Source organism: Roseateles sp. (assembly GCF_019237615.1).
In the GTDB taxonomy this organism is placed as follows: Bacteria; Pseudomonadota; Gammaproteobacteria; order Burkholderiales; family Burkholderiaceae_C; genus Pelomonas.
This window is the reverse complement of sequence record NZ_JAFAGT010000069.1, coordinates 90,046-115,805: the sequence shown is the minus strand read 5'-3', so window position 1 is coordinate 115,805 and position 25,760 is coordinate 90,046. Positions and strand designations below refer to the sequence as shown.

Annotated in this window: 27 protein-coding genes; 8 read left to right on the top strand and 19 right to left on the bottom strand. The window is 70.4% G+C overall.

Features of this window, described 5'->3' with window-relative positions:
* Positions 1-79 precede the first annotated feature (79 nt).
* From cpaB to JOY88_RS14280, 11 genes are all read right to left on the bottom strand, one after another.
* A complete protein-coding gene (gene cpaB, locus JOY88_RS14330; protein ID WP_524539222.1) occupies positions 80-943 on the bottom strand; it encodes a Flp pilus assembly protein CpaB in 864 nt (287 codons plus the stop codon).
* Positions 940-2,301: a DUF8689 domain-containing protein gene (locus tag JOY88_RS14325; RefSeq protein ID WP_293503306.1), complete on the bottom strand. Its 1,362-nt coding sequence runs from the start codon at positions 2,299-2,301 to the stop codon at positions 940-942. Before JOY88_RS14325 ends, cpaB begins: the two co-directional genes overlap by 4 nt.
* A gap of 13 nt (positions 2,302-2,314) precedes the next feature.
* A complete protein-coding gene (locus tag JOY88_RS14320) occupies positions 2,315-2,845 on the bottom strand; it encodes a prepilin peptidase (RefSeq protein WP_293503305.1) in 531 nt (176 codons plus the stop codon).
* A gap of 13 nt (positions 2,846-2,858) precedes the next feature.
* A complete protein-coding gene (locus JOY88_RS14315; protein ID WP_293503304.1) occupies positions 2,859-3,038 on the bottom strand; it encodes a Flp family type IVb pilin in 180 nt (59 codons plus the stop codon).
* A gap of 135 nt (positions 3,039-3,173) precedes the next feature.
* Positions 3,174-3,356, bottom strand: a complete 183-nt coding sequence (locus JOY88_RS14310; RefSeq protein WP_293503303.1) for a Flp family type IVb pilin — start codon at positions 3,354-3,356, stop codon at positions 3,174-3,176.
* Positions 3,357-3,500: 144 nt separating this feature from the next.
* The gene (locus JOY88_RS14305) at positions 3,501-3,689 is read right to left on the bottom strand and encodes a Flp family type IVb pilin (protein WP_293503302.1); all 189 of its coding nucleotides are present in this window, start codon (positions 3,687-3,689) and stop codon (positions 3,501-3,503) included.
* Between the two features lie 10 nt (positions 3,690-3,699).
* Positions 3,700-4,203 carry a response regulator gene (locus JOY88_RS14300; protein WP_293503301.1) on the bottom strand — a complete coding sequence of 168 codons (504 nt, stop codon included), beginning with the start codon at positions 4,201-4,203 and terminating at the stop codon, positions 3,700-3,702.
* Positions 4,204-4,289: 86 nt separating this feature from the next.
* The gene (locus tag JOY88_RS14295; RefSeq protein WP_293503300.1) at positions 4,290-4,940 is read right to left on the bottom strand and encodes a methyltransferase family protein; all 651 of its coding nucleotides are present in this window, start codon (positions 4,938-4,940) and stop codon (positions 4,290-4,292) included.
* A 10-nt stretch (positions 4,941-4,950) separates the two neighbouring features.
* Complete coding sequence (locus tag JOY88_RS14290; RefSeq protein ID WP_293503299.1) at positions 4,951-5,841, bottom strand: phosphatase PAP2 family protein; 891 nt, start codon at positions 5,839-5,841, stop codon at positions 4,951-4,953.
* 78 nt (positions 5,842-5,919) lie between these two features.
* Positions 5,920-6,666, bottom strand: a complete 747-nt coding sequence (locus JOY88_RS14285; RefSeq protein WP_293503298.1) for a response regulator — start codon at positions 6,664-6,666, stop codon at positions 5,920-5,922.
* Between the two features lie 21 nt (positions 6,667-6,687).
* The gene (locus JOY88_RS14280; protein ID WP_293503297.1) at positions 6,688-8,271 is read right to left on the bottom strand and encodes a sensor histidine kinase; all 1,584 of its coding nucleotides are present in this window, start codon (positions 8,269-8,271) and stop codon (positions 6,688-6,690) included.
* A 546-nt stretch (positions 8,272-8,817) separates the two neighbouring features.
* On the opposite strand from JOY88_RS14280, the gene JOY88_RS14275 reads away from it, so the two are divergent.
* From JOY88_RS14275 to JOY88_RS14250, 6 genes are all read left to right on the top strand, one after another.
* Positions 8,818-9,939 carry an efflux RND transporter periplasmic adaptor subunit gene (locus JOY88_RS14275; protein ID WP_293503296.1) on the top strand — a complete coding sequence of 374 codons (1,122 nt, stop codon included), beginning with the start codon at positions 8,818-8,820 and terminating at the stop codon, positions 9,937-9,939.
* Entirely contained in the window at positions 9,939-13,040 is a 3,102-nt protein-coding gene (locus JOY88_RS14270; RefSeq protein WP_293503323.1) for an efflux RND transporter permease subunit, read from the top strand. Before JOY88_RS14275 ends, JOY88_RS14270 begins: the two co-directional genes overlap by 1 nt.
* Positions 13,033-13,335 (top strand): DUF3240 family protein, encoded by a 303-nt coding sequence (locus tag JOY88_RS14265; RefSeq protein ID WP_293503295.1) that lies wholly within the window; start codon positions 13,033-13,035, stop codon positions 13,333-13,335. The genes JOY88_RS14270 and JOY88_RS14265 overlap by 8 nt, the downstream gene beginning before the upstream one ends.
* Entirely contained in the window at positions 13,332-14,573 is a 1,242-nt protein-coding gene (locus JOY88_RS14260; protein WP_293503294.1) for a TolC family protein, read from the top strand. The genes JOY88_RS14265 and JOY88_RS14260 overlap by 4 nt, the downstream gene beginning before the upstream one ends.
* Positions 14,574-14,590: 17 nt before the next feature.
* Complete coding sequence (locus JOY88_RS14255) at positions 14,591-15,247, top strand: response regulator transcription factor (RefSeq protein ID WP_293503293.1); 657 nt, start codon at positions 14,591-14,593, stop codon at positions 15,245-15,247.
* Between the two features lie 74 nt (positions 15,248-15,321).
* Positions 15,322-16,614 carry a sensor histidine kinase gene (locus tag JOY88_RS14250; RefSeq protein ID WP_293503292.1) on the top strand — a complete coding sequence of 431 codons (1,293 nt, stop codon included), beginning with the start codon at positions 15,322-15,324 and terminating at the stop codon, positions 16,612-16,614.
* An 11-nt stretch (positions 16,615-16,625) separates the two neighbouring features.
* Here the strand turns inward: JOY88_RS14250 and lexA are convergent, their stop codons facing one another.
* The gene (gene lexA / locus JOY88_RS14245) at positions 16,626-17,297 is read right to left on the bottom strand and encodes a transcriptional repressor LexA (protein WP_293503291.1); all 672 of its coding nucleotides are present in this window, start codon (positions 17,295-17,297) and stop codon (positions 16,626-16,628) included.
* Between the two features lie 66 nt (positions 17,298-17,363).
* Here lexA and JOY88_RS14240 point away from each other — a divergent pair, with 66 nt between their 5' ends.
* A complete protein-coding gene (locus JOY88_RS14240; protein WP_293503290.1) occupies positions 17,364-18,299 on the top strand; it encodes an asparaginase in 936 nt (311 codons plus the stop codon).
* Between the two features lie 13 nt (positions 18,300-18,312).
* Here the strand turns inward: JOY88_RS14240 and JOY88_RS14235 are convergent, their stop codons facing one another.
* Both JOY88_RS14235 and JOY88_RS14230 read right to left on the bottom strand, forming a co-directional pair.
* A complete protein-coding gene (locus tag JOY88_RS14235; protein ID WP_293503289.1) occupies positions 18,313-18,747 on the bottom strand; it encodes an organic hydroperoxide resistance protein in 435 nt (144 codons plus the stop codon).
* Positions 18,748-18,773: 26 nt separating this feature from the next.
* The gene (locus tag JOY88_RS14230; RefSeq protein ID WP_293503288.1) at positions 18,774-19,259 is read right to left on the bottom strand and encodes a MarR family winged helix-turn-helix transcriptional regulator; all 486 of its coding nucleotides are present in this window, start codon (positions 19,257-19,259) and stop codon (positions 18,774-18,776) included.
* A gap of 120 nt (positions 19,260-19,379) precedes the next feature.
* Between JOY88_RS14230 and JOY88_RS14225 the strand changes: the two genes are divergently transcribed.
* Positions 19,380-19,742, top strand: coding sequence for a DUF1304 domain-containing protein (locus tag JOY88_RS14225; RefSeq protein WP_293503287.1), 363 nt, complete (start codon positions 19,380-19,382; stop codon positions 19,740-19,742).
* Here the strand turns inward: JOY88_RS14225 and JOY88_RS14220 are convergent.
* The 5 genes from JOY88_RS14220 to dapC are packed head-to-tail and all read right to left on the bottom strand — an operon-like array spanning position 19,739 to position 25,727.
* Positions 19,739-21,676 carry an ATP-binding cassette domain-containing protein gene (locus JOY88_RS14220; RefSeq protein ID WP_293503286.1) on the bottom strand — a complete coding sequence of 646 codons (1,938 nt, stop codon included), beginning with the start codon at positions 21,674-21,676 and terminating at the stop codon, positions 19,739-19,741. The two genes, JOY88_RS14225 and JOY88_RS14220, sit on opposite strands and share 4 nt — an antisense overlap.
* On the bottom strand, positions 21,673-22,533 hold the full coding sequence (gene prmB, locus JOY88_RS14215; protein ID WP_293503285.1) for a 50S ribosomal protein L3 N(5)-glutamine methyltransferase: 861 nt from the start codon (positions 22,531-22,533) through the stop codon (positions 21,673-21,675). Before prmB ends, JOY88_RS14220 begins: the two co-directional genes overlap by 4 nt.
* Positions 22,530-23,675 carry a PilT/PilU family type 4a pilus ATPase gene (locus tag JOY88_RS14210; protein WP_293503284.1) on the bottom strand — a complete coding sequence of 382 codons (1,146 nt, stop codon included), beginning with the start codon at positions 23,673-23,675 and terminating at the stop codon, positions 22,530-22,532. Before JOY88_RS14210 ends, prmB begins: the two co-directional genes overlap by 4 nt.
* A gap of 25 nt (positions 23,676-23,700) precedes the next feature.
* Positions 23,701-24,525, bottom strand: coding sequence for a 2,3,4,5-tetrahydropyridine-2,6-dicarboxylate N-succinyltransferase (gene dapD / locus JOY88_RS14205; protein ID WP_293503283.1), 825 nt, complete (start codon positions 24,523-24,525; stop codon positions 23,701-23,703).
* A complete protein-coding gene (gene dapC / locus JOY88_RS14200) occupies positions 24,522-25,727 on the bottom strand; it encodes a succinyldiaminopimelate transaminase (protein WP_293503282.1) in 1,206 nt (401 codons plus the stop codon). The genes dapD and dapC overlap by 4 nt, the downstream gene beginning before the upstream one ends.
* Positions 25,728-25,760 lie beyond the last annotated feature (33 nt).

Genomic DNA, 25,760 nt, shown 5'->3' with positions numbered 1-25,760 from the left:
GAGCCCGGTAGCGAACGAGGCATCGAACGGGGAAGGAGCGGGGTCGTGGTCATGGACGTTCTCCCTGGGGGTGGCGTGCTCAGAAGCACTCCGTGACCTTGTCGAGGCCGCGGATCAGCTCGACGCAGCCGCTGCGCGCGACCGTGGCGACCGGTATCGCAACGGGCGCGACACGGCGGACCGCGACGGGGCGTGGGGCCGGCGTCGGGGCCGGGGCGAGGGGCGACTCCAGGCGTGCCTGCAGGCCCAGCAACGCGGCCTTGGTGGCGCCGGTGCCTGCGGTGACGGTCTTGGGGTCGGTCTGGTTGCGCAGCACCAGGGACAGCGTGCCGACGCTGCGCGCCAGGTCCAGCAGCTCGGCCTCGTCGGGCGTGACCTCCAGCGTGACCGCGTTGACGACCTTGGGTCGCGTGGTGTCGCGGTCCGCCTCCTGCGCGACGGCCAGCACCAGGATGCGCTCGAGCACGATCTTGGAGATGGAGTGGTCGCGGTCGCCGCGGGCGGCGTTCTCGTCCTGCGTGTTGACCATCACGTCGACATAGGTGCCGGGCAGCGCGAAGCCGGCGACGCCGACCACGTCGTTGACCCGCACCGCCATCGCGCGCTTGCCGGTGGGCACCACCGCGGACAGTCCGCCCTTGGTGCCGACGGGCGCCAGCCGCGCCTCGGTCAGCGGCTCGCCGCGCTGCATGGAGACGAGCACGACGCGGCCCTCCAGCTTGGCCGGATCTTCGAAGGCGCCGGCCGGAACGCTGTCCTGCGGCCAGTCGGTCATCCGGACCATCTCGCGGGAGATGCGGCCGCCGAGTTCAATGTCGACATTGGCCACCGCGATGCGGCCCTGATTGCCGCTCTGACCCTGCATCCAGCGGGCGGCCATCACGACCGCGGCCAAGCCGGCCAGCGCGGCGATTAGGAGCATCAGCAAGCCACGTGATCTCATGACGGACTCCCGGTTGACGAGGCTGCCTCGATCAGGGCCTCGTTGCCAAAGTAGGTGGACCAGGCCCAGTCCAGCAACTCGGTCGAGAGCGTGGCGGGCAATTCCAGGTAGCGCGCGCGGCTGGCGATCAGGCGCAGCAAGTCGCGCGGATAGCAGGCCAGCAGCGGCCGGCGATGACGCGGATGCAGCCCGTCCAGCAGGTAGGCCAGAACCGCCGCGTCGAAGGGCAGCCCCTCGTCGGCGCAGGCCCGCTCGAACACCAGCGCATAGTCGGCGGCGGCCAGCGGGCCGATCTCGATCTTGTGACCCAGGCGGCGCAGGAAGGCGGCGTCCTCCAGCTCGCGTGGCTGCAGGTTCGAGGAGAACACCAGCACCATCTCGAAGGGGATGGTGAACTTGGCGCCGTTGCGCAGCATCAGATGGTCGTGGTGGCGTTCCATCGGCACGATCCAGCGGTTCATCAGCGCGCGCGGCGTGACCGCCTGGCGGCCCAGATCGTCGACGATGAACAGGCCATTGTTGGCCTTGAAGTGCGGCGGCGCCTCGTAGTAGCCGGCGCGCCCGTCGAAGCTGAGGTCCAGCATTTCGATGGTCAGCTCGCCACCGGAGACGATCACTGGCCGTTCGCACGGCACCCAGCGCATGTCGGGACGGGCGCGGTTGTCCAGCGCAGCGCGCGGTGCCAGCTCGGCGGGCAGGGGACGATGGCACTGCGCATCGAAGACGCGGATCACCTCGTCGTGCACGCAGATCGCGTGCGGGATCCCGACCGTGCCGCCGAGCAGGCGCCGCAGGCTCTGCGCCAGATAGGTCTTTCCGGCACCGGCCGGTCCGTACAGCAGCAGCGGCCGGCCGGAGTTCAGCGCGGTGCCCAATTGATCGAGCAGGCCGTCGGCCAGCACGAGGTCGGCATAGGCCCGGCGGGCCTGGCGCAGGGTGATGACGCGGGCCTGGGCCGACTGTGCGCGTACCCGCTCTGCATAGAGCTGCAGCGGCACCGGCGCGGCGCCGACATAGGAATTGCGGGCCAACCATTCGAGCGCGCGCGCGCGGCCGGCCAGCGTCAGCTCGAACTGCATGTCGGCCTCATGCTGGCCGCGGCGCGTCAGCTCCAGCAGGCCCTCGCGCCGCATGAACTGGCACAGGACCTCGACCACGCTGCCTGACAGGCAGAGCTGGCCGCCCAGTTCGACCAGGCGGCTCAGACCCAACTGCAGCATGGTCTTGGCCACCAGCTCGATCAGGAAGCCGCTGGACAGGCCGGTCTCCTCGATGCTTTGCGGCGCGCGTGGCAGGTCCGCCCATGGCGATCTGGCGTGGTGCGGGGCGGCGGCGCTGGGAAAGCTGAGCAGACTCATCATTGGCTCCCGTTCAGCGCCCCAGCGGCCACAGCAAGGCGGCAGCGCTGCCCAGCGCGATCGCCACCGCGTAAGGCAGGCGGGAGGCGCTGCGGCTCAGTGGCGTGGCACCGTCCGGACCGGCCCGGTGCAGGGTGCGCAGGTTGGCCAGCAGGCGCGGCAGCACGCCGGCGGTGTTCAGATAGAGCAGTGAGAGCAAGCCGCCGGCCAGCAGGCTGTAGAGCACTGCAGTGGCCACGCCGAGCGGGCCCACGAAGGCGCCCACCATCGTCATCAGCTTGATGTCGGCCGCGCCCATTGCGCCCAACAGGTAGAGCGGCAGCAGCAGCAGCAGGCCCAGCGCAGCACCGACCAGTGGCGCCGACCAGCCATGACCCGCCAGTGGCCGGGCGTTGCCCGCCATGGCCAGCAGATGCAGGGCAAGTGCCACGCCGGTGCCGGCCAGCAGCCAACGGTTGGCGATACGACGCGAGCGCAGGTCGCTCATCGCCGCGCCGGCCAACCACAGTGCCAGCAGCGTCAGGGAGAGGGCGCGCAGGTTCATGGCGGCGGGCCGCTCAGAGTGCGGCCGCGATGGCCGTGGAGATGGCGGTGAACACCGCGTCGAGCTTGGAGCCGACGATGGTGACCGAGGCAATGATGAAGACGGCGATCAGCGCCGCGATCAGGCCGTACTCGATCGCGGTGACGGCTGTCTCATCGGGGGCGATGTGGCGAAGCTGGCGGACGACTTGCATGATGGACCTCTCGGTAGCGCGAAGGGGATGGGTGTCGGAGCTGCGTATCGATGTTTGTTCTTGTGAAGGGGCAGCGAATCGGGTGAGCAGGCGGGGCGGAGCGCGGCCGTTGCCGGCCGGACGCCCCAGGCTGGCTCAGAGTGCTCCGGCCAGCGCCGTCGAAATGGCCGTGAACACCGCAGCCAGCTTGGAGCCGACGATGGTGACCGAGCCAATGATGAAGACGGCGATCAGTGCCGCGATCAGGCCGTACTCGATGGCGGTGACGGCCTCTTCGTCGCGGCCGAACTTCTGCACGAAGCGGTGGAGGTGTTGCATGATGATTTCCTTCATTGGCTGAGTGACAAGGCGCTGGACCGCGCCGGTGAAGAATCCATCGGGGTTGGATCCGGACCCTGTCGACCCGTTCGGGAGACGCCGGTCGGCAATACGCGTCATGCTCGGTTCCTCGGTTCCTCGGTTTCAAAGGGCGGCGACCACGGCCGCCGACCAGTACTGGTAGAGCGCCACCAGCGAGGTGCCGGCCACTGTGATGGCCCCCAGGATGGCCAGCCCGATCAGGGCAGCCAGCAGGCCGTACTCGATCGCGGTGACCGCAGACTCGTCGACCAGTAGCGGCCGACGGTGTTGGGGAGTGCGTTGCTGTTCCATGGGGTTCACTTTAGGAACGGCGCAGTGGTCGCGCAGCTGAGGATGGCTCCATGTCCCGGGAGGAGCTTGACCCTTGCCCGGCGGGACATTCCTCCCCCCTCATCCGACCGAGACGCACCATGGCATCCAACAGCTCGGCGGCAGGGCGGTGCTTCTCGATGAAGGCCTGCGCACCCAGTCGCAGCGCACGCTCGCGCGTGGCCGGGTCGCCGTGGCAGGTCAGCACCAGCACGCGGGCCAGCGGCAGCAGCAGCGGCAGCATGGCCAGCCCGTCCTCGCCGCCGAGGTCCACGTCCAGCACCACCACGTCGGGCCGCAGGCTGCGGACCGCGTGCATCGCCTGCGCGCTGTTGGCCGCGGTGCCGAGGCAGCACAGCTGCAGCGGTGCGCAGGCGATCAGCTTGGCCAGGCCCTCGCGCACCGCCAGTTGGTCGTCGACCAGCAGCACGCCGAAGGGAGCGACAGCTGCCTGCGGGGCGGCTGCCTGCGGAACTGTGGCTTGCGGGGCGACCATGAGTCGATGCTAGGCAAGGCAAGTGCGGCGCGAATGGGAGGAAGGGCCGGCGCGAGGGGGGAGAATCCTCCCGGCCGGCGCCAGTCTTAGTAGACGAACGGCAGCAGCCGGTAGGGCACGCGGCGTTGATAGGCGCGGTACTCCGGCAGTCCGGCACACAGCATCGCCTCCTCGCGCCGCATGCGCACCACCTGGGCCACATAGAGCAGGGCCAGCACCGCGGCGTTGCGCCACGAGAAGTTGACCAGCAGGAAGCCGAAATGGCCGATCAGATAGCCGAGATAGATCGGATGTCGGACCACCCGGTAGGGGCCGCGCAGTACCAGGCCGCGCCGCGCCGGCAGCAGGCCGAAGGAGCGCCCCAGCGCGATCTTGGCCGCGAGCTGCCATAGCAGCCCGCACAGCTGCAGCGTCGCGCCCAGCCATTCGGGTGCCAGGGCCTGGGTCTGGTCGGGGGCCAGCAGCACGGCGAAGCCGGCGGCGTAGATGGTGGAAACCACCGCCGGCAGCGACAGGTCGCGCTGTGCCGCGCGCCGTGCCAGCAGCACCAGCAGCAGCGTGTAGCCCTCGGAAACGAGCAGCAGCAACAGCGTGCTGCGCTGCGGTTCCCGTAGCCATGCGTAGCCCCAGCGCGCGATCATGAAGCCCAGCGCCAGCAGCGCGAAGCTGCGCAGCAGCCATTCGGTGAGGCGGCCTTCGGCCGGGGCGTCCAGGGTGGGGCGAGTCGTGAGCGACATGCGAGAGCTCCTAGGATTGGCGTGGCAACCGCCAGGCCACGACGGCCAGTGCGAGCGCGACGCCGGCCAGCACATCGACAAGGTAGTGGCCGCCTTCCACCGGGGTCGCGGCCAGCATCAGCAGGTTCAGCACCAGGCCGGGCCAGCGCAGCGGCGTGCCACGCAGCGCATGGGCCAGCAGCACCGCCATGGCGGCATGCAGCGAGGGCATGGAGATCAGGCCCTGCATGCGGCTCAGCGCCAGCTCGCGAAGGCTGCCATCGCGCAAGGCCTCGAAATGCGCCAGTGCGGCCAGATCGGACCCGTTCCCGGTGCCGAAGTGCTTCCAGGCGCCGGCTGCCGGGAAGGGCGCGGACAGCAGGATGACCAGCATCGTGGCGACGCCATAGCGCAGCAGGAAGTCCTGCAGCCGCGTGGCGCGTCCGCTGAGGCCGAGGTAAAGCAGCACCAGCAGGATCTGTGGCAGGCCGCTGTTGTAGGCGCAGCGCAGGAGCACCTGGGCGGTTTCCGGCAGCCTGGCCTGGGCGCGCTGCAGCGCCGGCCAGTCGAGGCCCAGCAGGTGATCCCAGCCCGCTAGCACGCCGTCGACCAGCGGCGGCGCCAAGGCGATCAGCAGATAGCTCATGCAGGCTGCGCCGGCCTGGAACAGCAGCAGCAGGCAGGCAGCCCGCAGTGTGCCGGCGATGCGGGCATCGCGCCGGTAGCGCCGCAGCAGCAGCGGCAACTGCAGCGCGCAGAGGGCGAGCGCGAGCAGCAGCAGATCGCCGACGGCCAGACGCCAGCCCTGTCCGGCGATCCAGAGGCCGTCTATCGCGAGCAGCGCCAGGGTCAGGCACCAAACGGGTGCAGGCCGGCAGGGCCAGGAGACTGGCGAATGGAGGCTGGCACCGAGGCTGGGCATGGCGAGGTCCTCAAGAGGGACTGGCCCCGATGCTCCGCCGTGCGGGCGCGCGTCGCCAGGGAGGCGGCGCGCGATGGTTTAGGAGTTTTCTCCCCCCCCGCGCGTGCCGGGCAACGGCCCGGCCAGGCCGTGGGCAGTGGCATAGACATGCAACTCCAGGCGGCCGCGCACGCCCAGCTTGCTGTAGATGGTGGTCAGGTGATTGCGCAGCGTGTGTTCGCTCATCCGCACTTCGTCGGCCACAGACAGCAGCTTGGCGCCGGAGCGCTGCAGCAGGATGGCAACGATCTCGCGCTCGCGCGGCGTCAGGCCGGCGATGCGACGTGCATCGGGATCCTCGCAGCGTGCGGCCGAGACCGGCCCGCTGTCGGTCAACTGGCCCAGCACCTCGCCCAGCAGGACGCGGTGCAGCCAGACCTCGCCCTCGCTGACCCGCTCGATCGCGCGCAGGATGGTGGCCGCCGGCGCGGACTTGTGCACCACGCCGCGCGCGCCCTTCAGCACGGCGTCGCGGTACTGCTCGATGTTGTCGGCCCCGGTCAGCACCAGCACATGGGCGTTGCCGCGCTGGCGCAGCGTGCTCAGCGCCGCGCCGGCATCCTCGCCGCCGAGGTCCAGGTCGAGCAGCAGCACGTCGGCTCCCGGCAGCTCCGCATGAGCGAGCAGCTCGGCCAGCGTGCTGGCGCAACCGACCACCTGCATGCGTGGCTGCATCGCGTCGATCAGCTGATGCAGGCCCCAGAGCGTGATCTGGTGGTCCTCGGCCAGGAAGACGTTGATCGCACGGCTATCGGTGGCGGGTTGCCTGATGTCGCAGAAGGTCATGATGGCTCCCGGAAGTTGCCGTCAAAGCGGAATTCGGATGGCGAGTTCGGTATTCAGTCCGTCGTGCAGTCGGATTTGCAGCGAGCCGCCGAGTTCGCCGACGCGCTGGTTGAGTGAATGCGGATGAAAGTCGGCCCGCGCCCGGCCGCTGACGCTGCCGGCGTCGTCGCGTACCCGCAGGTCCAGCCCGCTCTCATCGCTGCGCAGGGCGATCCAGACATGGCGCGCCGGCGTGTGCTTGCGGATGTTGTTGAGCGCCTCGTTGAGCATGTGGAACAGTGCGCCGGCCAGGGCCCGCGTGGTCGCCAGGGCCTCCGGGCAATCGATGTCGACCTCGATGCCGAACAGTAGCGCGAAGCGGCGGGCCTGGCGGCGCACGGCAGGCACCAGGGCGTTGTCGCCATGCTGCCCGCCGGTTCGCAGGCCGGAGATCAGCTCGCGCAGCGAGGCAACCTCGGCGTTCACCAGCTCGGCCAACGCGTCGACCTCGGTGCGTGCCGGGTTGTCTGCCGGAATGCGCAGTGCTACGCACTCCACCGCGTACTTCAGGCCCAGATAGGGCTGGATGGCGCTGTCGTGCAGGTCTCGCCCTATGCGGGCGCGCTCATGGCTGGCGCTCTCCTCCTGCAGCTGGTCAACCAGCGCGGCCTGCTCGATGATGCGCAACAGCTCCGGGGCGGCCCCGGCCAGCGCCGACAGGTCCTGGTCGGCGCTGCGCAGGCCACGGTAGCCGATCACGAAATGGCCGTACTGGCGCTCGTAGCGGCTCAGTGGCACCACATGCAGGCTGCGCACATCGAGCAGCCGCGCCAGCTCGCCCAGCGGCTCCAGCAGCGTACGCGGCGGAGTTCCCTTGCCATGCAGGCGCAGGCAGGGCCGCGGGTCCCACCAGCGACGCTGCACGTAGCTGAGAGGGGTCTGCAGGGCCGGCGCCAGCAGTTGCTCCAGCTGGGCATGTGCCAGAGCCTTGGCACGGAAGCCGCCATCCTCGCGGCTGGCGATCATGGCCGGCGCACCGACCTTGCTGGGCAGTACCAGTGCGACCACATCGGCCTGGGTGCCACCGCGCAGGCGTTCGACCAGCTCGGTGCAGATAGGTTCCAGGCCACGCCGCGGATCAAGCCGGGTCTCGAGTTCGCCGATCAGCGCCAGCCAGCGGTGCAGCACGCGCATCGGCCGGGCCAGCAACGCGGCCGCCGGCATCAACAGCAGCACCGCCAGGTCGATGAGGCCACCCCAGCGGTTCGGACCGGGCAGCTGCAGCAGGACCGAGTTGGCGTCCAGCAGCATGCCGGCGGCAGCGACGGCAGAGAGCAGCACGCCATGGCCGACGCCGTAGCCGATCGTTGTCAGCACGACCGGATGGATCAGGGTCACGAACATCATCGTCATCACGCCGATGCTGAACAGCTTCATCATCGCGCAGGCCCAGACAACGTCGACCCAGTAGGCCAGCAGGCTCGATACCAGCGGCCGTTCGCGTGCCTCGCTCCACAGCAGCCAGCCGGCCCAGGCGTTGTAGGCCAGCATCACATAGGCCGAGGTCGAGGCAATATGTGCTTCGCTATTGATGATCAGCGCGCTGCACATCAGGGCGGTGACCACTCGCACCCCGGCGGAGCAGCGCCGCATCTCGACCGAGGGACCGGGATCGGAACTCGGCGTGTCGGCAATCCCCGATATTCGGCGCCACCACATCGCTGACCTTACGACTCTGCCAACAGCTGCAGAAGTGACGCCAGTCTGTCATGCTCCTGGAGCCGGGTCCCCCCGGGAACGGGTGGTCGAGCGTGGCTATTTGTCAACTAGTTGTGAAAGTCGATGCGGCAGGCCGTGTGACTCGATCGAGGCCGGCGGGGCCAACAGCGCCGGCAACACCCCCGTGGGGGCATGAGCCCGACAGGCCTCCCGAAAGCCGGAGAAGCGCAAGGCGAGCCGATCGCCCCGAAGAACGGATCGGAGCCGATGTTGGGGAGGAGCGCCGTCCGGGTTGATGAGACGGCCGGCGTCTTCAGGGCAATGATGAACGCCCGGCGCCGGCCGATCGACGGCGACGCAAGGGCGTATGTCGCCCGCTTCAGCCCGGCTTAAGGTCTGTGCGAATACTGCGCCGGCGTCGCCCGCCACGGGCGGCTGCACCGGAGTGAACCCATGTCCCTCAGTCTCTGCAGACGCCGCCTGGCGTCAGCTCTGGCCGCTGCCTTGTTCGGCGTCGGCCTGCCTGCTCTCGCCGCCACGCCGACGGCCGAATTCGCCATGTCGCCCGCGCAGATGCAGGCCCTCGGCGTCGGCCTGCGCAGGCTCGATGCGCCGGCCGCCGTGGCGGGCCTGGCCGCGCCGGCACGGGTCGTGCTGCCGCCCCAGCTCGACATGCTCGTCAGCGCGCCGGTGGACGGCGTCGTCGAGCGGCTGTTCGTGAATCCGCAGGACCCGGTCAAGGCCGGGCAGCCATTGCTGCGCCTGGCAAGCCCGGCCTATGGTGAGCTGCAGCTGCGCGGCATGGAGGCGGGGGCGCGGGCGCGGCTCGCGCGCCAGACGCTGGAACGCGAGCGCCAGCTGTTCGCCGAAGGCATCATCCCCGAGCGTCGCGTGCAGGAGGCGCAGGCCGCGCTGCAGGGGGCGGACGCCGCGCTGCGCCAGGCTGAGGCTGCGCTGCGCCTGGCCGGCGCGGATGCGGCCGGCCTGGGGCGCATCGCGGCCGGCGGCCGGCTCGACGACGGCCTCGTCGTGCGTGCGCGCAGCGGTGGCTGGGTCGCGTCCTTGGACGTGCGGCTGGGCCAGCGCGTGCGCGAGGCCGACACGCTGGCGCGCATCGCCGACCCGCGTGAGGTCTGGCTGGAGGCGCAGGTGCCGGCCGGCGCCAGCGTGCAACCCGGCCAGGCAGTGCCGGTCGTCGGGCGCGACGCGACGGCGGTGGCCCAGTCGCTGGGCACCCTCGTCGGTGAGGGCCAGACGCTGACGCTGCGCGCCCGCGTCACGCGCGGCGCCGAGCGGCTGCGGCCAGGCGAGGTCGTGCAGGTGCAGGTGCCGCCGGCGCCGAGTGGCGGCTGGGCGCTGCCGCTGCGGGCGTTGACACATCACGAAGGCCGCGCCTACGTGTTCGTGCGCAGCGCGCGCGGTTTCGTCGCGACGCCGGTCAGCGTCGTCGCCAGCGCCGGCACGCAGGCCCAGGTGCAGGGCGCGCCAGGCGGGCTGAGCGCCGGGCAGGAGGTGGCGGTCGCCGCCGTCGCGGCGCTGAAGTCGGCCTGGCTGGGCCTGGGCGGGGGCGAATGATGCTGACGCACCTGGTCCGGTTCGCGCTGTCGCAGCGGCTCTTCGTGCTGCTGGGTGCCGCCCTGCTGGCAGGCTTCGGCTGGCACGCCTTTCGCAACCTGCCGATCGACGCCTTCCCTGACGTGTCGAGCACCCAGGTCAAGGTGATCCTGAAGGCGCCCGGCATGACGCCCGAGGAGGTCGAGAACCGGATTGCCGCGCCCATCGAGGTCGAGATGCTGGGCATCCCGCGGCAGAAGATGCTGCGTTCGGTGTCCAAGTACGGCATCGTCGACGTGACGGTCGACTTCGAGGACGGCACCGACATCTATTGGGCCCGCCAGCAGGTCGCGGAGCGTCTGGCCGGCATCCAGGGCGAGCTGCCGCCGGGCCTGGCCGGCGGCATGGCGCCGATCACGACGCCGCTGGGCGAGATGTACCAATTCACCGTCGAGGCGCCGGCCCTGTCGCTGGAGGAGCGTCGCAGCCTTCTGGACTGGGTCATCCGGCCGGCGCTGCGAACCGTGCCCGGCGTGGCGGACGTCAACGCGCTGGGCGGCAAGGTGCGTGCCTTCGAGGTCGTGCCAGACCCTGCGCGGCTGGCGGCGCTGGGGCTGTCGACGGCAGCGTTGCGCCTGGCCATCGAGCAGAACAACCGCAACGACGGCGCCGGCCGCCTCGGCGAGGGCGACGAGGTGCTGCTGGTGCGCACCGAGGGCAGCCTGCGCTCGGCCGACGACATCCGCGCCGTCGTCGTCACGCGCCGCGGCAGTGCGCCGGTGCGTGTGGCCGACGTGGCCGAGGTGCGCATGGGCAGCGTGACGCGCTACGGCGTCGTCACGCAGGACGGCCGGGCCGAGGCCGTCGAGGGCCTGGTGCTGGGCCTGGCGGGCGCGAACGCGCGCCAGGTCGTAGAAGGCGTCACCGCCAAGCTCGCCGAGCTGCAGCCGACGCTGCCCGCGGGCGTGACGGTCAAGGCCTTCTACAACCGGGCCCAGCTCGTCGAGAAGGCGGTTGGCACCGTCTCCCGGGCCTTGCTGGAGGCGACGGTGCTGGTGCTGATCCTTCTCGGCGCCTTCCTCGGCAACCTGCGCGCCGCCGTCACGGTGGCCCTGGTGCTGCCGCTGGCCGCGCTGTGGACCTTCATCGCCATGCGGCTGGCCGGCATGTCGGCCAACCTGATGAGCCTGGGTGGGTTGGCCATCGCGCTGGGCATGCTTGTGGACGCGGCCGTCGTCGTCGTCGAGAACGTCGTGCAGCAGCTGGGCCACGACCGAACGGGCGGGCGCCTGCCGCGCCTGCATGTCGTGCTGCGCGCGGTGCGCGAGGTGGCCGCGCCGGTGGTGGCCGGCGTGCTCATCATCGTCACCGTCTTCCTGCCGCTGCTGACGTTGCAGAACCTTGAGGGCAAGTTCTTCGTGCCGGTCGCGATGACCATCGTCTTCGCGCTGGCGGGTTCGCTCGCACTGTCGCTGACGGTGATCCCGGTCGTCGCGTCGTTCCTGCTGCAGCGGGTCTCGCACGAGGACCCCTGGCTGGTGCGCCGGCTGCTGCGCGGCTACGAGCCCTTGCTGGCCGGCGCGCTCAGGCGCGAGATGCTGGTCTACGCCGCGGCCGCGCTGCTGCTGGTGGGGGCGGCCGGCGTCTACCTGCGCGTCGGCAAGACCTTCCTGCCGACGATGGACGAGGGCGATCTCATCGTCGGCATCGAGAAGCTGCCGTCCATCGGCCTGGAGGAGGCGGCCGCGCTGGACCTGAAGATCCAGCAGGCACTGCTGGCGCAGGTCCCGGAGATCCACGGCATGGTGGCGCGCGCCGGTGCCGACGAGATCGGCCTGGATCCGATGGGCCTGAACCAGACCGACACCTTCCTCGTGCTCAGGCCGCGGGAGGAATGGCGTCTGGCCGACAAGGAGGCGCTGATCGCCCGCATCCGCCAGGTGCTCGAGCAGATGCCCGGCATCAGGTACAGCTTCACGCAGCCCATCGACATGCGTGTCTCCGAGATGATCCTCGGCGTGCGCGGCGACCTCGCGGTCAAGGTTTTTGGCCCCGACCTCGGCACGCTGAACCAGCTGGCCGCGCGCATCGAGGCCGTCTTGAAGACCGTGGCCGGCAGCCAGGACGTCTACACGGTGCAGAACGACGGCGTGCAGTACCTGCGCGTTGTCGTCGATCGGCTCGCGGCCGGCCAGCAGGGCCTGAGCGTCGAGGACGTGCAGGACGCGTTGCGTGCGCAGATCGAGGGCCAGCGTGCCGGCCAGCTCGTCGAGGGCGTGCGGCGCACGCCCATCGTGCTGCGCGGGCCGGAGCTGATGCGGTTGTCGCCGGCCGAGTTCGCGGCGCTGCGCATCGCCACCCCCGAGGGCCACGCGGTCCCACTGTCTTCGGTGGCCACGCTGCAGCGCGACACGGGCCCGGTGCAGATCAACCGCGAGCTGGGCAGCCGCTACGGCGTCGTCATCGCCAACGTCGACGGCCGCGACCTCGTGGGCTTCGTCGACGAAGCCAGGCGCAAGGTGGCCGAGCAGGTGGCGCTGCCGACCGGCTATCACCTCAGCTGGGGCGGGCAGTTCGAGAACCAGCAGCGCGCGGCCGCGCGCCTCGGCCTCGTCGTACCGTTGGCGCTGGGCATCATCTTCGTGATCCTGTTCTCGACCTTCGGCTCGGTGCGCCAGTCGCTGTTGGTGCTGTCCAACATCCCGTTCGCGCTGGTGGGCGGCATCGTCGGCCTGTGGGTGACGGGCGAGTATCTGTCGGTGCCAGCGTCGGTGGGTTTCATCGCGCTGCTGGGTATCGCGGTGCTCAACGGCGTCGTGCTGGTCAGCTATTTCAACCAGCTGCACGGCGAGGGCCTGGCGCTGCGCGACTGCGTCGTGCAGGGCTGCCTGCGCCGGCTGCGGCCGGTGCTGATGACGGCCTCGATCACGGCCTTCGGCCTGGTCCCGCTGCTGTTCGCGACCGGGCCTGGCTCCGAGATCCAGCGGCCGCTGGCCATCGTCGTCATTGGTGGCCTCATCACGGCCACGGCTCTCACCCTCATCCTGCTGCCCGTGCTCTACCTGCGCTTCGGGCGGCCCCAGCCCGCCGGGCTGGCGACTCCGGAGATTTCGCATGGCTGACCGTTGCCTTCATCTCGTATGCCCGCGGGCTGCCGAGGAGCGCGTGCTGGACGCGCTGCTCGCGCTCGGCGAGGCCGGCGTATTCACGAGCCTGCAGGCGCATGCGCATGGCTTCGCCCATGGCCGTCTGAGCGCGGCCGAGCAGGTCAGCGGCCACAGCGAAGCCAGCCTCGTGCAGGTGTTTGTGGCTGCGGGCCGGCTCGATGCGCTGCTCGGCGAACTGGCGCGCCAACTGGCCCAGGCCGGCGTGCGCTACTGGGTCACGTCGGTCGAGCGGCAGGGGGAATTCCAATGAGGCCGAGCTGGCTTTGCGCCGTGGTCCTGTGCGCCGCGCTGGGCGCCGCCGCGCAGGACCTGGAGCTGTCGCCGGCGCTGCCGACGTCGGCCCAGGCCGCGGCATGGATAGAGGCCGACCCGGGCGTCGTGCGGGCGCGCCATGCGGCGGCGGCGGCCGGGCATGGCGCCGAGGCGCTCGCCGCTGGCGGCCACGAATGGACGCTGCGCCTGCAGGGTCAGCAGCGCCGCTACCAGGACGGAGGGCCGGCCTCGCGCGAATGGCTGACGCAGCTGGAGCGGTCGTTGCGGGTCAACGGCAAGGCCGGCCTGGACCGCCGGCTCGGCGAGGTCGAGCGCGAGCTCGCGCAGGCCCGCGTCGGCGAGGCGCGGCACGAGTCGGCGCGCGCGCTGGCCGAACTGTGGATCGCCGAGCTCGCGGCCCGGCAGCGCCGCGGCTGGGCCGATGCCCAGCTGGCGCTGGCACGCGCCAACGTCGACGCCGTCGCGAAGCGGCGGCGCGCCGGGGACGCGTCGACGCTGGACCTGCAACTGGCCCAGGCCGAACTCGGCGACGTGCAGCGTGAGGCCAGCCTCGCGGCGACGGCCGTCGTCAAGGCGCATGCGGCGGCGCAGTTGCGCTTCGGCGCCGAGGTGCCGGTCGGGCTCGTGCTGCCCGAACCGCGCGAGCCGGCGCTGCCGCAGGCCGCCTGGCTGCAGCGTCTGCTCGACGAGGCCGACCCGTTGAAGTCGGCGCGAGCCGAGCTGGATCGCGCCCGCCTTGTGGCCGCGCGCTCGCGCGCCGACCGGGTGCCGGATCCGGTCGTCGGCGTCTTCGCGGCGCGCGAGGCGCGCGGCAACGAGCGCCTGCTGGGCCTGAGCCTGACGCTGCCGATAGGCGGCGCGCAGCGCACGCAGCGGGCGCTGCAGTTCGAGCGCGAGGTCGATGCGGCGCAGGCCGCGCTCGACGAGGTGCGCCGCGGTCTGGAGCTGGAGGCGGCCCAGGCCTGGGCCGATGCGAACGGCAGCCTGGAACGCTGGCGCCTGGCCCGCGACACTGCTGCGCTGGCGGCCGGGAACGCCGGCCTCACGCAGCGCGCCTACGCCCTCGGCGAGGCCGACCTGCAGACGCTGCTGCAGGCGCGGCGTCAGGCGGCGCAGAGCGGCATGGCGGCGCTGGAGGCCCAGGCCGAGGCGCTGCGCTGGGAGGCGCGGTTGCTCGTCGACGCGCACCTGATCTGGGACCTCGCACACGACTGACGGGATACTGTCCACCCATGCGCCTGCTACTGCTCGAAGATGACGACACGCTCGGCGAGGCCTTGAGCGCCTTCCTGCGGCTGGACGGCCATGTGGTCGAGTGGTTCCGGCAGCTGCGCGATGCGCAGGCCGTCGTCGACGAGCCCTTCGATGCGCTGCTGGTCGACTGGCAGCTGCCGGACGGCTCGGGCGTCGACTGGGTGCGCCGGCTGCGCGAGCGCCGCCGGACATTGCCCATCCTCGTGCTGACCGCGCGCGACCTGCTGCCCGACCGCATTGAGGGGCTGGACAGCGGCGCCGACGATTACCTCGTCAAGCCTTTCCCGCCCGAGGAGCTCGTCGCACGGCTGCGCGCCGTCCGGCGCCGCCAGCTCTCGCAGGGCATTCCGCGGCTCGCGCTGCCGGACGGCGTCAGCGTCGACCTGCCGGGGCGCTCGGTGTGGCGGGGCGAGGACCCGGTCGAGCTGACGGCCCGCGAATGGGCCTTGCTGGAGGCGCTGGCGTCGCGCGCCGGCCGGGTCGTGTCGCGCACCGACCTGGAGAGCCTGTCACAGGGCTTCGACGGCGACGCGGCCAGCAACGTGCTGGAGGTCCACGTGTCCAACCTGCGCCGCAAGCTGGGGCGCGGCGTCATCGAGACCGTGCGCGGCCTCGGCTACCGGGTGCCGAGGTGAGCGCCGCGCCGGGTCGCCCGCAAGCAGGTGCGCTCTTGCTTGGCGGGGCAGGGCGCAGGCCGGAGACTGCATCCGTGGGCCTGCCCACGCTGCGGGGCGAGCTCACGCGACTGGCCACCTTGATCGGCATGGGCTGGCTGCTGCTGCTCGCGCTGACGGTGTCCTGGGCCGTCAAGCACGAGATCGACGACCTGATGGACGAGACGCTGCGCGAGGCATCCGAGGTCATGTTCGGCGTGCTGACGGCTGCCCAGCTGACGCACGGCGAGACGCTGGCCCTGCCCGAGGTGCTGCCGGCGCCGGCGCACGACGAGCGCATGGTCTGGCAGATCGTCGACGCCCAGGGCCGCGTCGAGCGGCGTTCGCACAAGGCGCCGGCCGCGGCGCTGAGCACGCGCTCCGCCGTGGGCCTGTTCGATGCGGCGGGGCAATGGCGCGTGCACGGAATGCGGCTGTCGCCGCAGGGACGCACGCTCTATGTCGCCCAGGTGGGGCGCGCGCGCGTCCAGTCGCACTATGAGGCCATCGGCACCGTGCTGCTTGCGGCGCTGACGGTCGGCCTGGCCTGGGTGGTGCTGCTGCGCCGGCGTGTCGATCGCGCCATGCACCCGCTCGAGCACCTGGCCCGGCAGATCGAGGCCTATGACCCGCAACGGCCGGCGACCGAGCCCGACCCGGGGCAGCGCGCCGAGACGGCGGCGATCTCTCAGGCCGTGATCGCACTGGGCCGGCGACTGGGGCGGCGCATCGAGCTGGAGCAGGCCTTTGCCGCCTGCGCCGCGCACTCGCTGCGCACGCCGCTGGCGGGCATGGATGCGCAGCTTGCGCTCGCGCTGCGCGAGCCACCGGCCAACCTGCCGCAGCGCCTGGCGCGCGTGCGCGGCGCGTTGACGCGGTTGACGCAGGTCGTGCAGTCGCTGCTGGCGCTGTTCCGCGCGGGTGAGGCGCAGCGCCTGACGCTGCGCCCTTGCTCGTTGCACGAGCTGGTGCCGGAGATCCCGCTGCACGGCCTGCAGGTCACGGTGGAGGCCGACGCGAACTTCGATGCCGACCCCAACCTGCTGACGATCGCGCTGCTGAACCTGCTGGACAACGCGTCACGCTTCGAGGCGCGGCAGGTGCGCCTGTTCGCGGCGCAACAGGGGCGCGGTGCTGTCATCCGCGTCGAGGACGATGGGCGCGGCATCACGCCGACGCGTTGGGCCGAAGTGTGCCGGGCGCTGGCCGAGGGCGATGTCGGCCCCGGTCTGGGGCTGGGGCTGCGCCTGGCGTCGCTGGTGGCTCAGGCCCATGGCGGCAGCCTGCACCTGCCCGAGCCGCGGCCGGAGGTGCCGGGCTTTGCCGTCGAACTGCGGCTGTGGGCGTGACCGGGCCGGGGTCAGTTGAACCCTTGCCCGCGGATCAGGCCTACCGCCAGGCCTTCGATGCTGAAGGGCTCGCTGCCCTCGTTGACGATGATGGGCTCGAAATCGGGGTTCTCGGGCAGCAGCCGTATGCCTTCGGGGCTGCGCTGAAAGCGCTTCACGGTGACCTCGTCGCCGACACGGGCGACGACGATCTGGCCGTTGCGCGCTTCCTTGGCGGACTGCACGGCGAGCAGGTCGCCGTCGAGGATGCCGATGTCCTTCATGCTCATGCCCTTGACCTTGAGCAGGTAGTCGGGCCTCTTCGCGAACAGGCTGGGTTCGACGCTGTAGGTCTGCTCGACATGCTCCTGAGCCAGGATGGGCGCGCCGGCGGCGACGCGGCCGATCAGCGGCAGCGTCAGCTGCGCCAGGGCGGGGAGGGGCAGGCTGAACTGGCGGGCGCGGTTGACGGCGCTCAGCGCGTCGGACTTGAGGCGGATGCCGCGCGAGGTGCCGCCCACGAGCTCCAGCATGCCCTTGCGGGCCAGCGCCTGCAGATGCTCCTCGGCGGCATTGGCGGACTTGAATCCCAGCTCGGCGGCGATCTCGGCGCGGGTGGGCGGCGCGCCGGTGCTTTCGATCGCGTTGCGGACCAGATCGAAGATCTGCTGCTGGCGGGCGGTAAGCTTGGGTCGGTCTTGCACGTGCGGCCTTTTCAATAGGCTGGCAATTTGTCCAGCAGCTGTATTTTCATCCAGGAAACCAGGAGATTGCAAATTCCCGCGGATCTGATCGTCATTCTGGGCACCGGCGGCACGATCGCCGGTACGGCCCAAACGGCCAGCGATGGCGTGGGCTACACGGCCGCGCAGCTGAGCGTGGCGGACCTGCTGGCCGCCGTGCCAGCCTTGGCCGGCCGTCCGCTGGAGGCGCAGCAGGTCGCCCAGCTGGACAGCAAGGACATGGACTTCGTGACCTGGCAGCGCCTTGCGACCGCCGTGCAGGCGCAACTTGCCCGCGCTGAGGTGGGCGGTGTCGTCATCACGCATGGCACGGACACGCTGGAGGAGACCGCATATTTCCTGCAGCGCGTGCTCGCGCCGGCCAAGCCCGTCGTGCTGACGGCGGCGATGCGACCGGCCACTGCCTTGGCGCCGGATGGGCCGCAGAACCTGTTCGATGCGGTGCAGGTGGCCGCGGCGCCGGGGGCGGCGGGCGTGCTTGTCGCGCTTGCCGGCCGGGTGCATGACGCGGTCCAGGTGCGCAAGACGCACAGCTACCGTGTCGACGCGTTCGAGTCCGTGGACGGCGCGCTGGTCGCGCGCGTGGAGGAGGGCGTCGTGCGGCTGGTCGGGCGCTGGCCGCAGGGCGAGGCGCTGGGCCTGGCACGCATCTCGCGGCCGGCCGAGCGCTGGCCGCGCGTTGAGATCGTCATGAACCATGCCGGCGCCAGCGGCGCCGTCGTGCAGGCGCTGCGGGCCCGGGGCGTGGAGGGATTGATCGCCGCCGGCACCGGCAACGGCACGCTCAGCGCTGCGCTGGAGGCAGCGCTGAGCGAGGCGCAGGCTGGCGGCGTGAAGGTCTGGCGCAGCACGCGCTGCGACGCCGGACCGGTCATGGACCTGCCCGGCCTGCTGCCCAGCGCTGGAGCGCTGAGCCCGGTCAAGGCCAGGATCGAGATGATCCTGGCCCTGCTGGCCGGCTGAGCCGGCCCGGCCATCAGACGATGGTCAGCGAGACGTCGACGTTGCCGCGCGTGGCGTTCGAGTAGGGGCAGACCTCGTGGGCCGTCTTGACCAGCGCCTCGAGCTGGGCGCGGTCCATGCCGGGCACCGAGATCTTCATGTCGACCTGGATGCCGAAGGCGCCGGGCTTGTTGGCGTGCGGGCCGATGGCGACGTCACTGGTGATGGAGACCTCGGCGGGCAGCGCGATCTTCTGCCTGCCGGCGACGGCCTTCATCGCGCCGATGAAGCAGGCGGAATAGCCGGCTGCGAACAGCTGCTCGGGGTTGGTGCCGGGACCACCGGCGCCGCCCAGTTCCTTGGGCGTGGCGAGCGTCAGGTCGATGGCGCCGTCGGACGACTTGGCGGTGCCGGTGCGGCCACCGGTGGCGGTGGCGGTGGCGGTGTAGAGGGCTTTCTCGATGGCCATGGTGGGCTCCTTTGGGGTGGTGGGATTCAGGCCGCCGTGTCGGCGGCCCGGTTGAGTTGCTGGCGCAGCTGGTGCAACCGCTGAGTCAGCGCGATGACCTCGTCCAGCTCGCAGGCGCTGGCGCATGCGAGCTGTCCGGGGATGTCCAGGGCCGGCTCGCGCAGCTTGCGGCCCCGGGGCGTCAGGAAGATGTCGACGCGGCGCTCGTCGTCGCTGGCACGGCGGCGCTCGATGTGGCCCAGCGCCTCCAGGCGCTTGAGCAGCGGCGTCAGCGTGCCCGAGTCCAGCGACAGGCGTTGGCCCAGCCGGGACACGCTCAGGCCGTCGGCCTCCCACAGCACCAGCATGACCAGGTATTGCGGATAGGTCAGGCCCAGCGGCGCGAGCAGGGGCTTGTAGATCCGGGTCATGGCCAACGAGCTGCTGTACAGCGCAAAGCAGAGCTGACGGTCCAGCCGCAGCCATTCCTCGCGGGGATGGTCGGCCAGGGTGGGGAGCTTGCTGCGTGCCATGGCTGCAAATGTAGTTGGCAATTAAATTGCGTACAACTTAAATGGTCTTTTGCGCGACATCGGACGCTAGGTCTATCTGAGAGGATGCGCCACCCCGAACATGCAATGAGGAGTGAGGCGATGCAAACCCTGGCCGTCGTGCTGGCCGCGCTGGTGGCGCTGCTGCACCTGTACTTCCTGGTGCTGGAGATGTTCTTCTGGACCAAGCCGGCCGGCCGCAAGGCCTTCGGGCTGGACCAGGCCTTCGCCGAGCAGAGCAAGGCGTTGGCGGCCAACCAGGGCCTCTACAACGGCTTTCTGGTGGCCGGCCTGGCGTGGGGGCTGATGCAGGGCGCTGCTGGCGCAGGCCGGCCCTGGCTGCTGTTCTTCCTGGGGTGCGTGATCGTGGCCGGCCTGTTCGGCGCGGCCACGGCGTCCAGGAAGATCCTGTATGTGCAGGCACTGCCGGGCGCGCTGGCGCTGGCAGCGGTGCTGGCGCTCTAGGCCGACATCGCCTCGATCTGCTCGCCCAGCTCCAGCCAGCGCATCTCGTCGGCTTCGAGCTGGTCGGCAATCGCCTTCAGCCGCTTGCCCATCTCGGCGATGGCCGACGCGGCGGCGCCTTCGGCAAGCTGGGCCTCGATCTCGGCGCGCTCCTGCGCCAGCGTATGCAGGCGCTTGTCGATCGCTTCCATCTCCTTGCGCAGTGGCCGGGTCTGCTCGGCCAGCTTGGCACGTGCCTGGCCGGAGGCCTTGCGGTCCTCGCGTGACGCCGGGGGCGGCGCTGCCACGACGGGTGCAGGAGCGGCGGCCGGCTGCTTCTTCGCAGCACGGGCTGCTTCCTTGCTCTGGTCCAGCAGCCAGCGCTGGTAGTCGTCCAGGTCGCCGTCGAAGGGCTTGACGACGCCGTCGGCCACCAGCCAGAACTCGTCGCAGACCTCGCGCAGCAGCGCGCGGTCGTGGCTGACCAGCATGACGGTGCCCTCGAACTCGTTCAGCGCCAGCGACAGCGCTTCGCGCGTGTTCAGGTCCAGGTGGTTGGTGGGCTCGTCCAGCAGCAGCAGGTTGGGGCGCTGCCACACCAGCATCGCCAGCACCAGGCGCGCCTTCTCGCCGCCGGACAGGCTGCCGACCAGCTGGTTGACCATGTCGCCCGTGAAGCGGAACTGGCCCAGGAAGTCGCGCAGCTCCTGCTCGCGGCCCGGCGGGCCGACGTCGCGAGCCAGGCGCACCATGTGCTCCAGCGGCCCTTCGTCCAGCCGCAGCACGTCCAGCTCCTGCTGGGCGAAGTAGCCGATGGACAGGCCCTTGCCCTCGGTGAGCTTGCCGCCCATTGGCACCTGTGCGCGTGCGATGGTCTTGACCAGTGTGGACTTGCCCTGGCCGTTGGCGCCGAGGATGCCGATGCGCTGGCCGGCCAGCACGGAGCGGTCCACGCCGCGCACGATGATCTTGTCGCCTTCCTCGGTGCGGTAGCCCGCCGACAGGTCGTCGAACATCAACATCGGGTTGGGCAGATTCAGCGGCTCGCGGAACTCGAAGTTGAAGTCGGCCGACGCCAGCACCGGCGCCAGCCTTTCCATGCGCTCCAGCGCCTTCACGCGGCTCTGCGCCTGCTTGGCCTTGCTGGCCTTGGCCTTGAAGCGGTCGATGAACTTCTGCAGATGGGCGACCTTCTCCTGCTGGCGCTCGAACGCGGCCTGCTGCAGCACCATGCGCTCTGCGCGCTGGCTCTCGAAGCTGGTGTAGTTGCCGCCGTAGCGCACCAGCTTGCCTTCATCCAGATGCAGCGTGACCTTGGTGATCGCGTCGAGGAACTCGCGGTCGTGGCTGATGATGATGAGCGTGCCGCCGTAACGCTGCAGCCAGGCCTCCAGCCACACCAGGGCGTCCAGATCCAGGTGGTTGGTGGGCTCATCCAGCAGCATCAGCTCGGCCGGGCACATCAGCGCGCGTGCCAGTTGCAGGCGCATGCGCCAGCCGCCGGAGAAGCTGTTCACGGGCGCGTCGAGCTGCTCGGTCCTGAAGCCCAGGCCCATCAGCAGCGCCTGCGCGCGCGAGCGGGCGTCGAACGCACCGGCATCGGCCAGCGCCGCATGAGCCTCCGCCATCGCATGGCCGTCATTGGCTTGCTCGGCCTCGTCCAGCGCGATGCGCGCGGCCACCAGCGTCAGGTCGCCCTGCAGCACGAAGTCGGTCGCGCCGTCCTCGGTCTCAGGCATGTTCTGGGCCACCTCGGAGCGGCGCCAGTGCCTGGGCACCTCGACCTCGCCCCTGTCATTGGAGAGGCGGTGCGTCAGCAGCGCAAACAGGCTGGACTTGCCGGCCCCGTTGCGGCCCACCAGGCCGATCTTCTCGCCGGGCTGAAGCGTCGCCGACGCGCCGTCCAGCACCACCTTGACGCCGCGGCGCAGCGTGATGTCGCGTAGGGTGATCACAGCAGGTTTTCTTTCGTCACCAGCAGCACCTGATCGGCGCCTGATGAGGTCTCCATCCACACGACCTCGAGCAGCGGGAAGGCCGCCTCGAAGTGCTCGCGCTCGTTGCCGATCTCCAGCACCAGTACGCCGTCGTCGTTCAGCGCGGCGGGAGCCGCGCGCAGCAGCTCGCGGATGAAGTCCATGCCGTCCGTGCCGCCGGCCAGGGCCAGCTCGGGTTCGGCGCGGTACTCGGCGGGCAGGGCAGCCATGCTGGCGCTGTTCACGTAGGGCGGGTTGCAGAGGATCAGGTCGTAGGGCCCCTGGGCGCCCGCCAGGCCGTCGCCTTGCAGCAGGCGGATGCGAGTTGTCAGGTCGTGGCGCTCGACGTTGAGCCTGGCGACCTCCAGCGCATCGGGGCTCAGGTCGAGCGCATCGACCTCTACTTCCGGCCAGGCCATGGCGGCCAGCACGGCCAGGCTGCCGTTGCCGGTGCACAGGTCCAGCACGCGGCGGCTGTCGGGGTGCAGCCAAGGGTCGATGCTGGCGTCGACTATCAGCTCGGCGATGAAGCTGCGCGGCACGATGGCGCGCTCGTCGATGGTGAACGGCACGCCCTGCAGCCAGGCCTCGCCGGTCAGGTAGGCGGCCGGCTTGCGGGTCGCGATGCGCTCGTCGATCAGTGCGGCGATGGACGCGACCTGCGCCGCGCTCAGCTCGCGCGCCTCGTGCTCGTCCAGGGCATCCAGCGGCAGGCCCATGCGCCACAGCGCCAGCCACATGGCCTCGTCGAAGGCATTCGTCGTGCCATGGCCAAAAAACAAGCCCGCCTGGGCGAGGCGGGCGGCTTGGGATTCGATGCAGTCAATCAGCTTCAAGTGGCGCGGACGTCCAGGGTGATTTCGGTGAAGCTGGCCTCGTCTGAGGCCTTCTCCTCCTTGCGCGGCGCGGTCGTGAGACGGGCGCCGGGCGCCTCGTTCTGCAGGCGCCACAGCAGGTTGGTGGGCGAGTCGGCGAAGGCCAGGCCTTCCTCGCGGGTGATGATGCCGTCGCCGATGAGCTTGGCGAAATGCTCTTCGTAGGTCTGCGAGCCCTCGGCGATGGACTTCTCCATCGCCTCCTTCACGCCGGCGAAGTCGCCTTGCTCGATGAGCTCGGACGTCAGCTTGGTGTTCAGCAGGATCTCGATGACGGGCACGCGGCCGCCGGCCGTCGCCCGCACCAGGCGCTGCGACACGATGGCCTTGAGGCCGGCCGCCAGGTCGTTCAGCAGCGCCGGGCGCGACTCGGGCGTGTAGAAGGACAGGATGCGGTTCAGCGCGTGGTAGGTGTTGTTGCCGTGCAGCGTGGCCAGCACCAGATGGCCGGACAGCGCATAGCTGATGGCCGCCGTCATCGTCTCGCGGTCGCGGATCTCGCCGATCAGGATGCAGTCCGGCGCCTGGCGCAGCGCGTTCTTCAGCGCGATCTGCAGCGAGGCCGTGTCGCGGCCGATCTCGCGCTGGTTGACGACCGAGCGCTTGTTGCTGAACAGGTACTCGATCGGGTCCTCGATGGTGAGGATGTGCCCGGACATGGTCTGGTTGCGCATCTCCAGCATGGCCGCGAGCGTCGTGCTCTTGCCGGTGCCGGTGGCGCCCACCATCAGGATGAGGCCGCGCTTCTCCTTGATCATCTGGCCCAGCACGGGTGGCAGGCCCAGCGACTCCAGCGTCGGGATCTCATGCGGGATGTGGCGGAACACGCCGGCGATGGAGCCGCGCTGGCGGAAGCCCGACAGGCGGAAGCTGCCCACGCCGCGCACGCCCACGGCCATGTTCAGCTCGCCGCTGTTGTCCAGCTCGGCCAGCGAGCCGGGGTCTATGACCTCGGCGATGAGCTGGCGCGGCTGCGGCGGCGTCAGGAGCTGGTCGGAGAGTTGCACGGTCTGCCCGTTGATGCGGATCAGCACCGGCATGTTGGCCGACAGATAGCAGTCCGAAGCACCCTTGTCGGCCATCAGCCGCAGGATGCGCTCCATGTTCCCACCGCCAGGGCCGCTCATGTCAGGCCCGCAGCAGTTCGTTGATGCTGGTCTTGGAGCGCGTCTGCGCGTCCACGCGCTTCACGATGATGGCTGCGTACAGCGAGTAGCGGCCGCCGTCCTTGGGCAGCGAGCCCGAGATGACGACGGAGCCGGCCGGGATGCGGCCGTAGCTGACCGTGTCGGTCGCGCGGTCGTAGATGGGCGTGCTCTGGCCGATGTAGACGCCCATGGAGATGACCGAGTTCTCCTCGACGATGACGCCCTCGACGACCTCGGAGCGGGCGCCAATGAAGCAGTTGTCCTCGATGATGGTCGGGTTGGCCTGCAGCGGCTCCAGCACGCCGCCAATGCCCACGCCGCCGGACAGGTGCACGTTCTTGCCGATCTGCGCGCAGGAGCCGACGGTGGCCCAGGTGTCGACCATGGCGCCCTCGTCCACATAGGCGCCGATGTTCACGTAGCTGGGCATCAGCACGACGTTCCTGGCCTGGAAGCTGCCGCGGCGCGCGACGGCCGGCGGCACCACGCGCACGCCGGTGGCGCGCAGCTCGGCCTCGCTCATGCCGGCGAACTTGGTTGGCACCTTGTCGAAGAAGGTCAGTTCCTTGTCACCCATGAGGCGGTTGTCATTCAGGCGGAAGGACAGCAGCACGGCCTTCTTGATCCACTGGTGCACCGTCCACTGGCCCACGCCCTCGCGCGTGGCCACGCGCAGCCGGCCTGCGTCCAGCTCGGCGATGACGTGCTCGACGGCCTGGCGCAGTTCCGGCGCGTTGGTGGGGTCCAGGGAGGCGCGGTTGTCCCAGGCAAGGTCGATCAGGCTTTGCAGTTCAGCGGTGTTCATGGGCGGGATTTCGTGAAAGAGACAATGCGGCGGGCGGCTTCCAGGCACTCGGCCTCGTCGGCCACCAGGGCCAGGCGGATGCGCCCGGCGCCGGGGTTGTGGCCATGGGCTTCGCGGGCCAGCAGGCTGCCCGGCAGGACCGCCAGATTGTATTGAGCGAGCAGGCCCTGGGCGAAGGCGATGTCGTTACCACCGGGAACAGCGGCCCACAGGTAGAAGCCGGCGTCGGGCAGCGCCACGTCCAGCACTTCGGCCAGCAGCGGCGTCACGTCGGCGAACTTGCGTCGGTAGCGCGCCCGGTTCTCGACGACATGGGCCTCGTCGCCCCAGGCCGCGATGCTGGCTGCCTGCACGATGGGGCTCATTGCGCTGCCATGGTAGGTGCGGTAGAGCAGGAACTTCTTCAGCAGCGCAGCGTCGCCGGCCACGAAGCCCGAGCGCAGGCCCGGCACGTTGGAGCGCTTGGACAGCGAGGTGAAGGCGATCAGGTTGCGGAAGTCGCTGCGGCCCAGCCTGGCCGCGGCCTCCAGGCCACCCAGGGGCGCTTCGTCGCGGAAATAGATCTCCGAGTAGCACTCGTCCGATGCGATGACGAAGCCGTGGCGGTCGCTCAGCTCGAACAAGGCCTGCCATTCCGGCAGCGGCATCACCGCGCCGCTGGGATTGCCGGGCGAACAGACGTAGAGCAGTTGCGTGCGCGCCCAGGTCGCGTCGGGGATCTGGCGCCAGTCGACGGCGAAGTTGCGCGCGGGGTCGGAATTGGCGAAGGCCACGTCGGCGCCGGCCAGCAGCGCCGCGCCTTCGTAGATTTGATAGAAAGGGTTGGGGCAGACGACGGTGGCGCCGGGGCGGGTCGAGTCGACGACCGTCTGCGCGATGGCGAACAGCGCTTCGCGCGAGCCGTTGACGGGCAGCACCTGGGTGGCCGGGTCCAGCGTCAGCCCGTAGCGGCGCGAGATCCAGCCGGCGATGGCCTCGCGCAGCTTCGGCGTGCCGGCCGTGGCCGGATAGGCCGACAGGCTCTTCATCGCGCCGTTGATGGCCTCGGCGATGAGGGCCGGTGCAGCGTGGCGAGGCTCGCCTATGCCCAGCGAGATGGGGGCAAACCCTGGATTCGGCGTGATGCCGGCCGTCAGTTCGCGCAGGCGCTCGAAGGGGTAGGGCTGCAGCCGGTCTAGCCGCGGATTGGCGGGGAAAGTCATGCCGGAATCATAGGTGGCCGGCCATCTAACAGC

What these genes read in the sequence shown, in the direction of transcription:
- cpaB (WP_524539222.1), bottom strand. Translation starts at nt 943, where the DNA reads ATGAGATCACGTGGCTTGCTGATGCTCCTAATCGCCGCGCTGGCCGGC.
- JOY88_RS14325 (WP_293503306.1), bottom strand. Translation starts at nt 2,301, where the DNA reads ATGAGTCTGCTCAGCTTTCCCAGCGCCGCCGCCCCGCACCACGCCAGA.
- JOY88_RS14320 (WP_293503305.1), bottom strand. Translation starts at nt 2,845, where the DNA reads ATGAACCTGCGCGCCCTCTCCCTGACGCTGCTGGCACTGTGGTTGGCC.
- JOY88_RS14315 (WP_293503304.1), bottom strand. Translation starts at nt 3,038, where the DNA reads ATGCAAGTCGTCCGCCAGCTTCGCCACATCGCCCCCGATGAGACAGCC.
- JOY88_RS14310 (WP_293503303.1), bottom strand. Translation starts at nt 3,356, where the DNA reads ATGCAACACCTCCACCGCTTCGTGCAGAAGTTCGGCCGCGACGAAGAG.
- JOY88_RS14305 (WP_293503302.1), bottom strand. Translation starts at nt 3,689, where the DNA reads ATGGAACAGCAACGCACTCCCCAACACCGTCGGCCGCTACTGGTCGAC.
- JOY88_RS14300 (WP_293503301.1), bottom strand. Translation starts at nt 4,203, where the DNA reads ATGGTCGCCCCGCAAGCCACAGTTCCGCAGGCAGCCGCCCCGCAGGCA.
- JOY88_RS14295 (WP_293503300.1), bottom strand. Translation starts at nt 4,940, where the DNA reads ATGTCGCTCACGACTCGCCCCACCCTGGACGCCCCGGCCGAAGGCCGC.
- JOY88_RS14290 (WP_293503299.1), bottom strand. Translation starts at nt 5,841, where the DNA reads ATGCCCAGCCTCGGTGCCAGCCTCCATTCGCCAGTCTCCTGGCCCTGC.
- JOY88_RS14285 (WP_293503298.1), bottom strand. Translation starts at nt 6,666, where the DNA reads ATGACCTTCTGCGACATCAGGCAACCCGCCACCGATAGCCGTGCGATC.
- JOY88_RS14275 (WP_293503296.1), top strand. Translation starts at nt 8,818, where the DNA reads ATGTCCCTCAGTCTCTGCAGACGCCGCCTGGCGTCAGCTCTGGCCGCT.
- JOY88_RS14270 (WP_293503323.1), top strand. Translation starts at nt 9,939, where the DNA reads ATGCTGACGCACCTGGTCCGGTTCGCGCTGTCGCAGCGGCTCTTCGTG.
- JOY88_RS14265 (WP_293503295.1), top strand. Translation starts at nt 13,033, where the DNA reads ATGGCTGACCGTTGCCTTCATCTCGTATGCCCGCGGGCTGCCGAGGAG.
- JOY88_RS14260 (WP_293503294.1), top strand. Translation starts at nt 13,332, where the DNA reads ATGAGGCCGAGCTGGCTTTGCGCCGTGGTCCTGTGCGCCGCGCTGGGC.
- JOY88_RS14255 (WP_293503293.1), top strand. Translation starts at nt 14,591, where the DNA reads ATGCGCCTGCTACTGCTCGAAGATGACGACACGCTCGGCGAGGCCTTG.
- JOY88_RS14235 (WP_293503289.1), bottom strand. Translation starts at nt 18,747, where the DNA reads ATGGCCATCGAGAAAGCCCTCTACACCGCCACCGCCACCGCCACCGGT.
- JOY88_RS14230 (WP_293503288.1), bottom strand. Translation starts at nt 19,259, where the DNA reads ATGGCACGCAGCAAGCTCCCCACCCTGGCCGACCATCCCCGCGAGGAA.
- JOY88_RS14225 (WP_293503287.1), top strand. Translation starts at nt 19,380, where the DNA reads ATGCAAACCCTGGCCGTCGTGCTGGCCGCGCTGGTGGCGCTGCTGCAC.
- JOY88_RS14210 (WP_293503284.1), bottom strand. Translation starts at nt 23,675, where the DNA reads ATGGAGCGCATCCTGCGGCTGATGGCCGACAAGGGTGCTTCGGACTGC.
- dapD (WP_293503283.1), bottom strand. Translation starts at nt 24,525, where the DNA reads ATGAACACCGCTGAACTGCAAAGCCTGATCGACCTTGCCTGGGACAAC.
- dapC (WP_293503282.1), bottom strand. Translation starts at nt 25,727, where the DNA reads ATGACTTTCCCCGCCAATCCGCGGCTAGACCGGCTGCAGCCCTACCCC.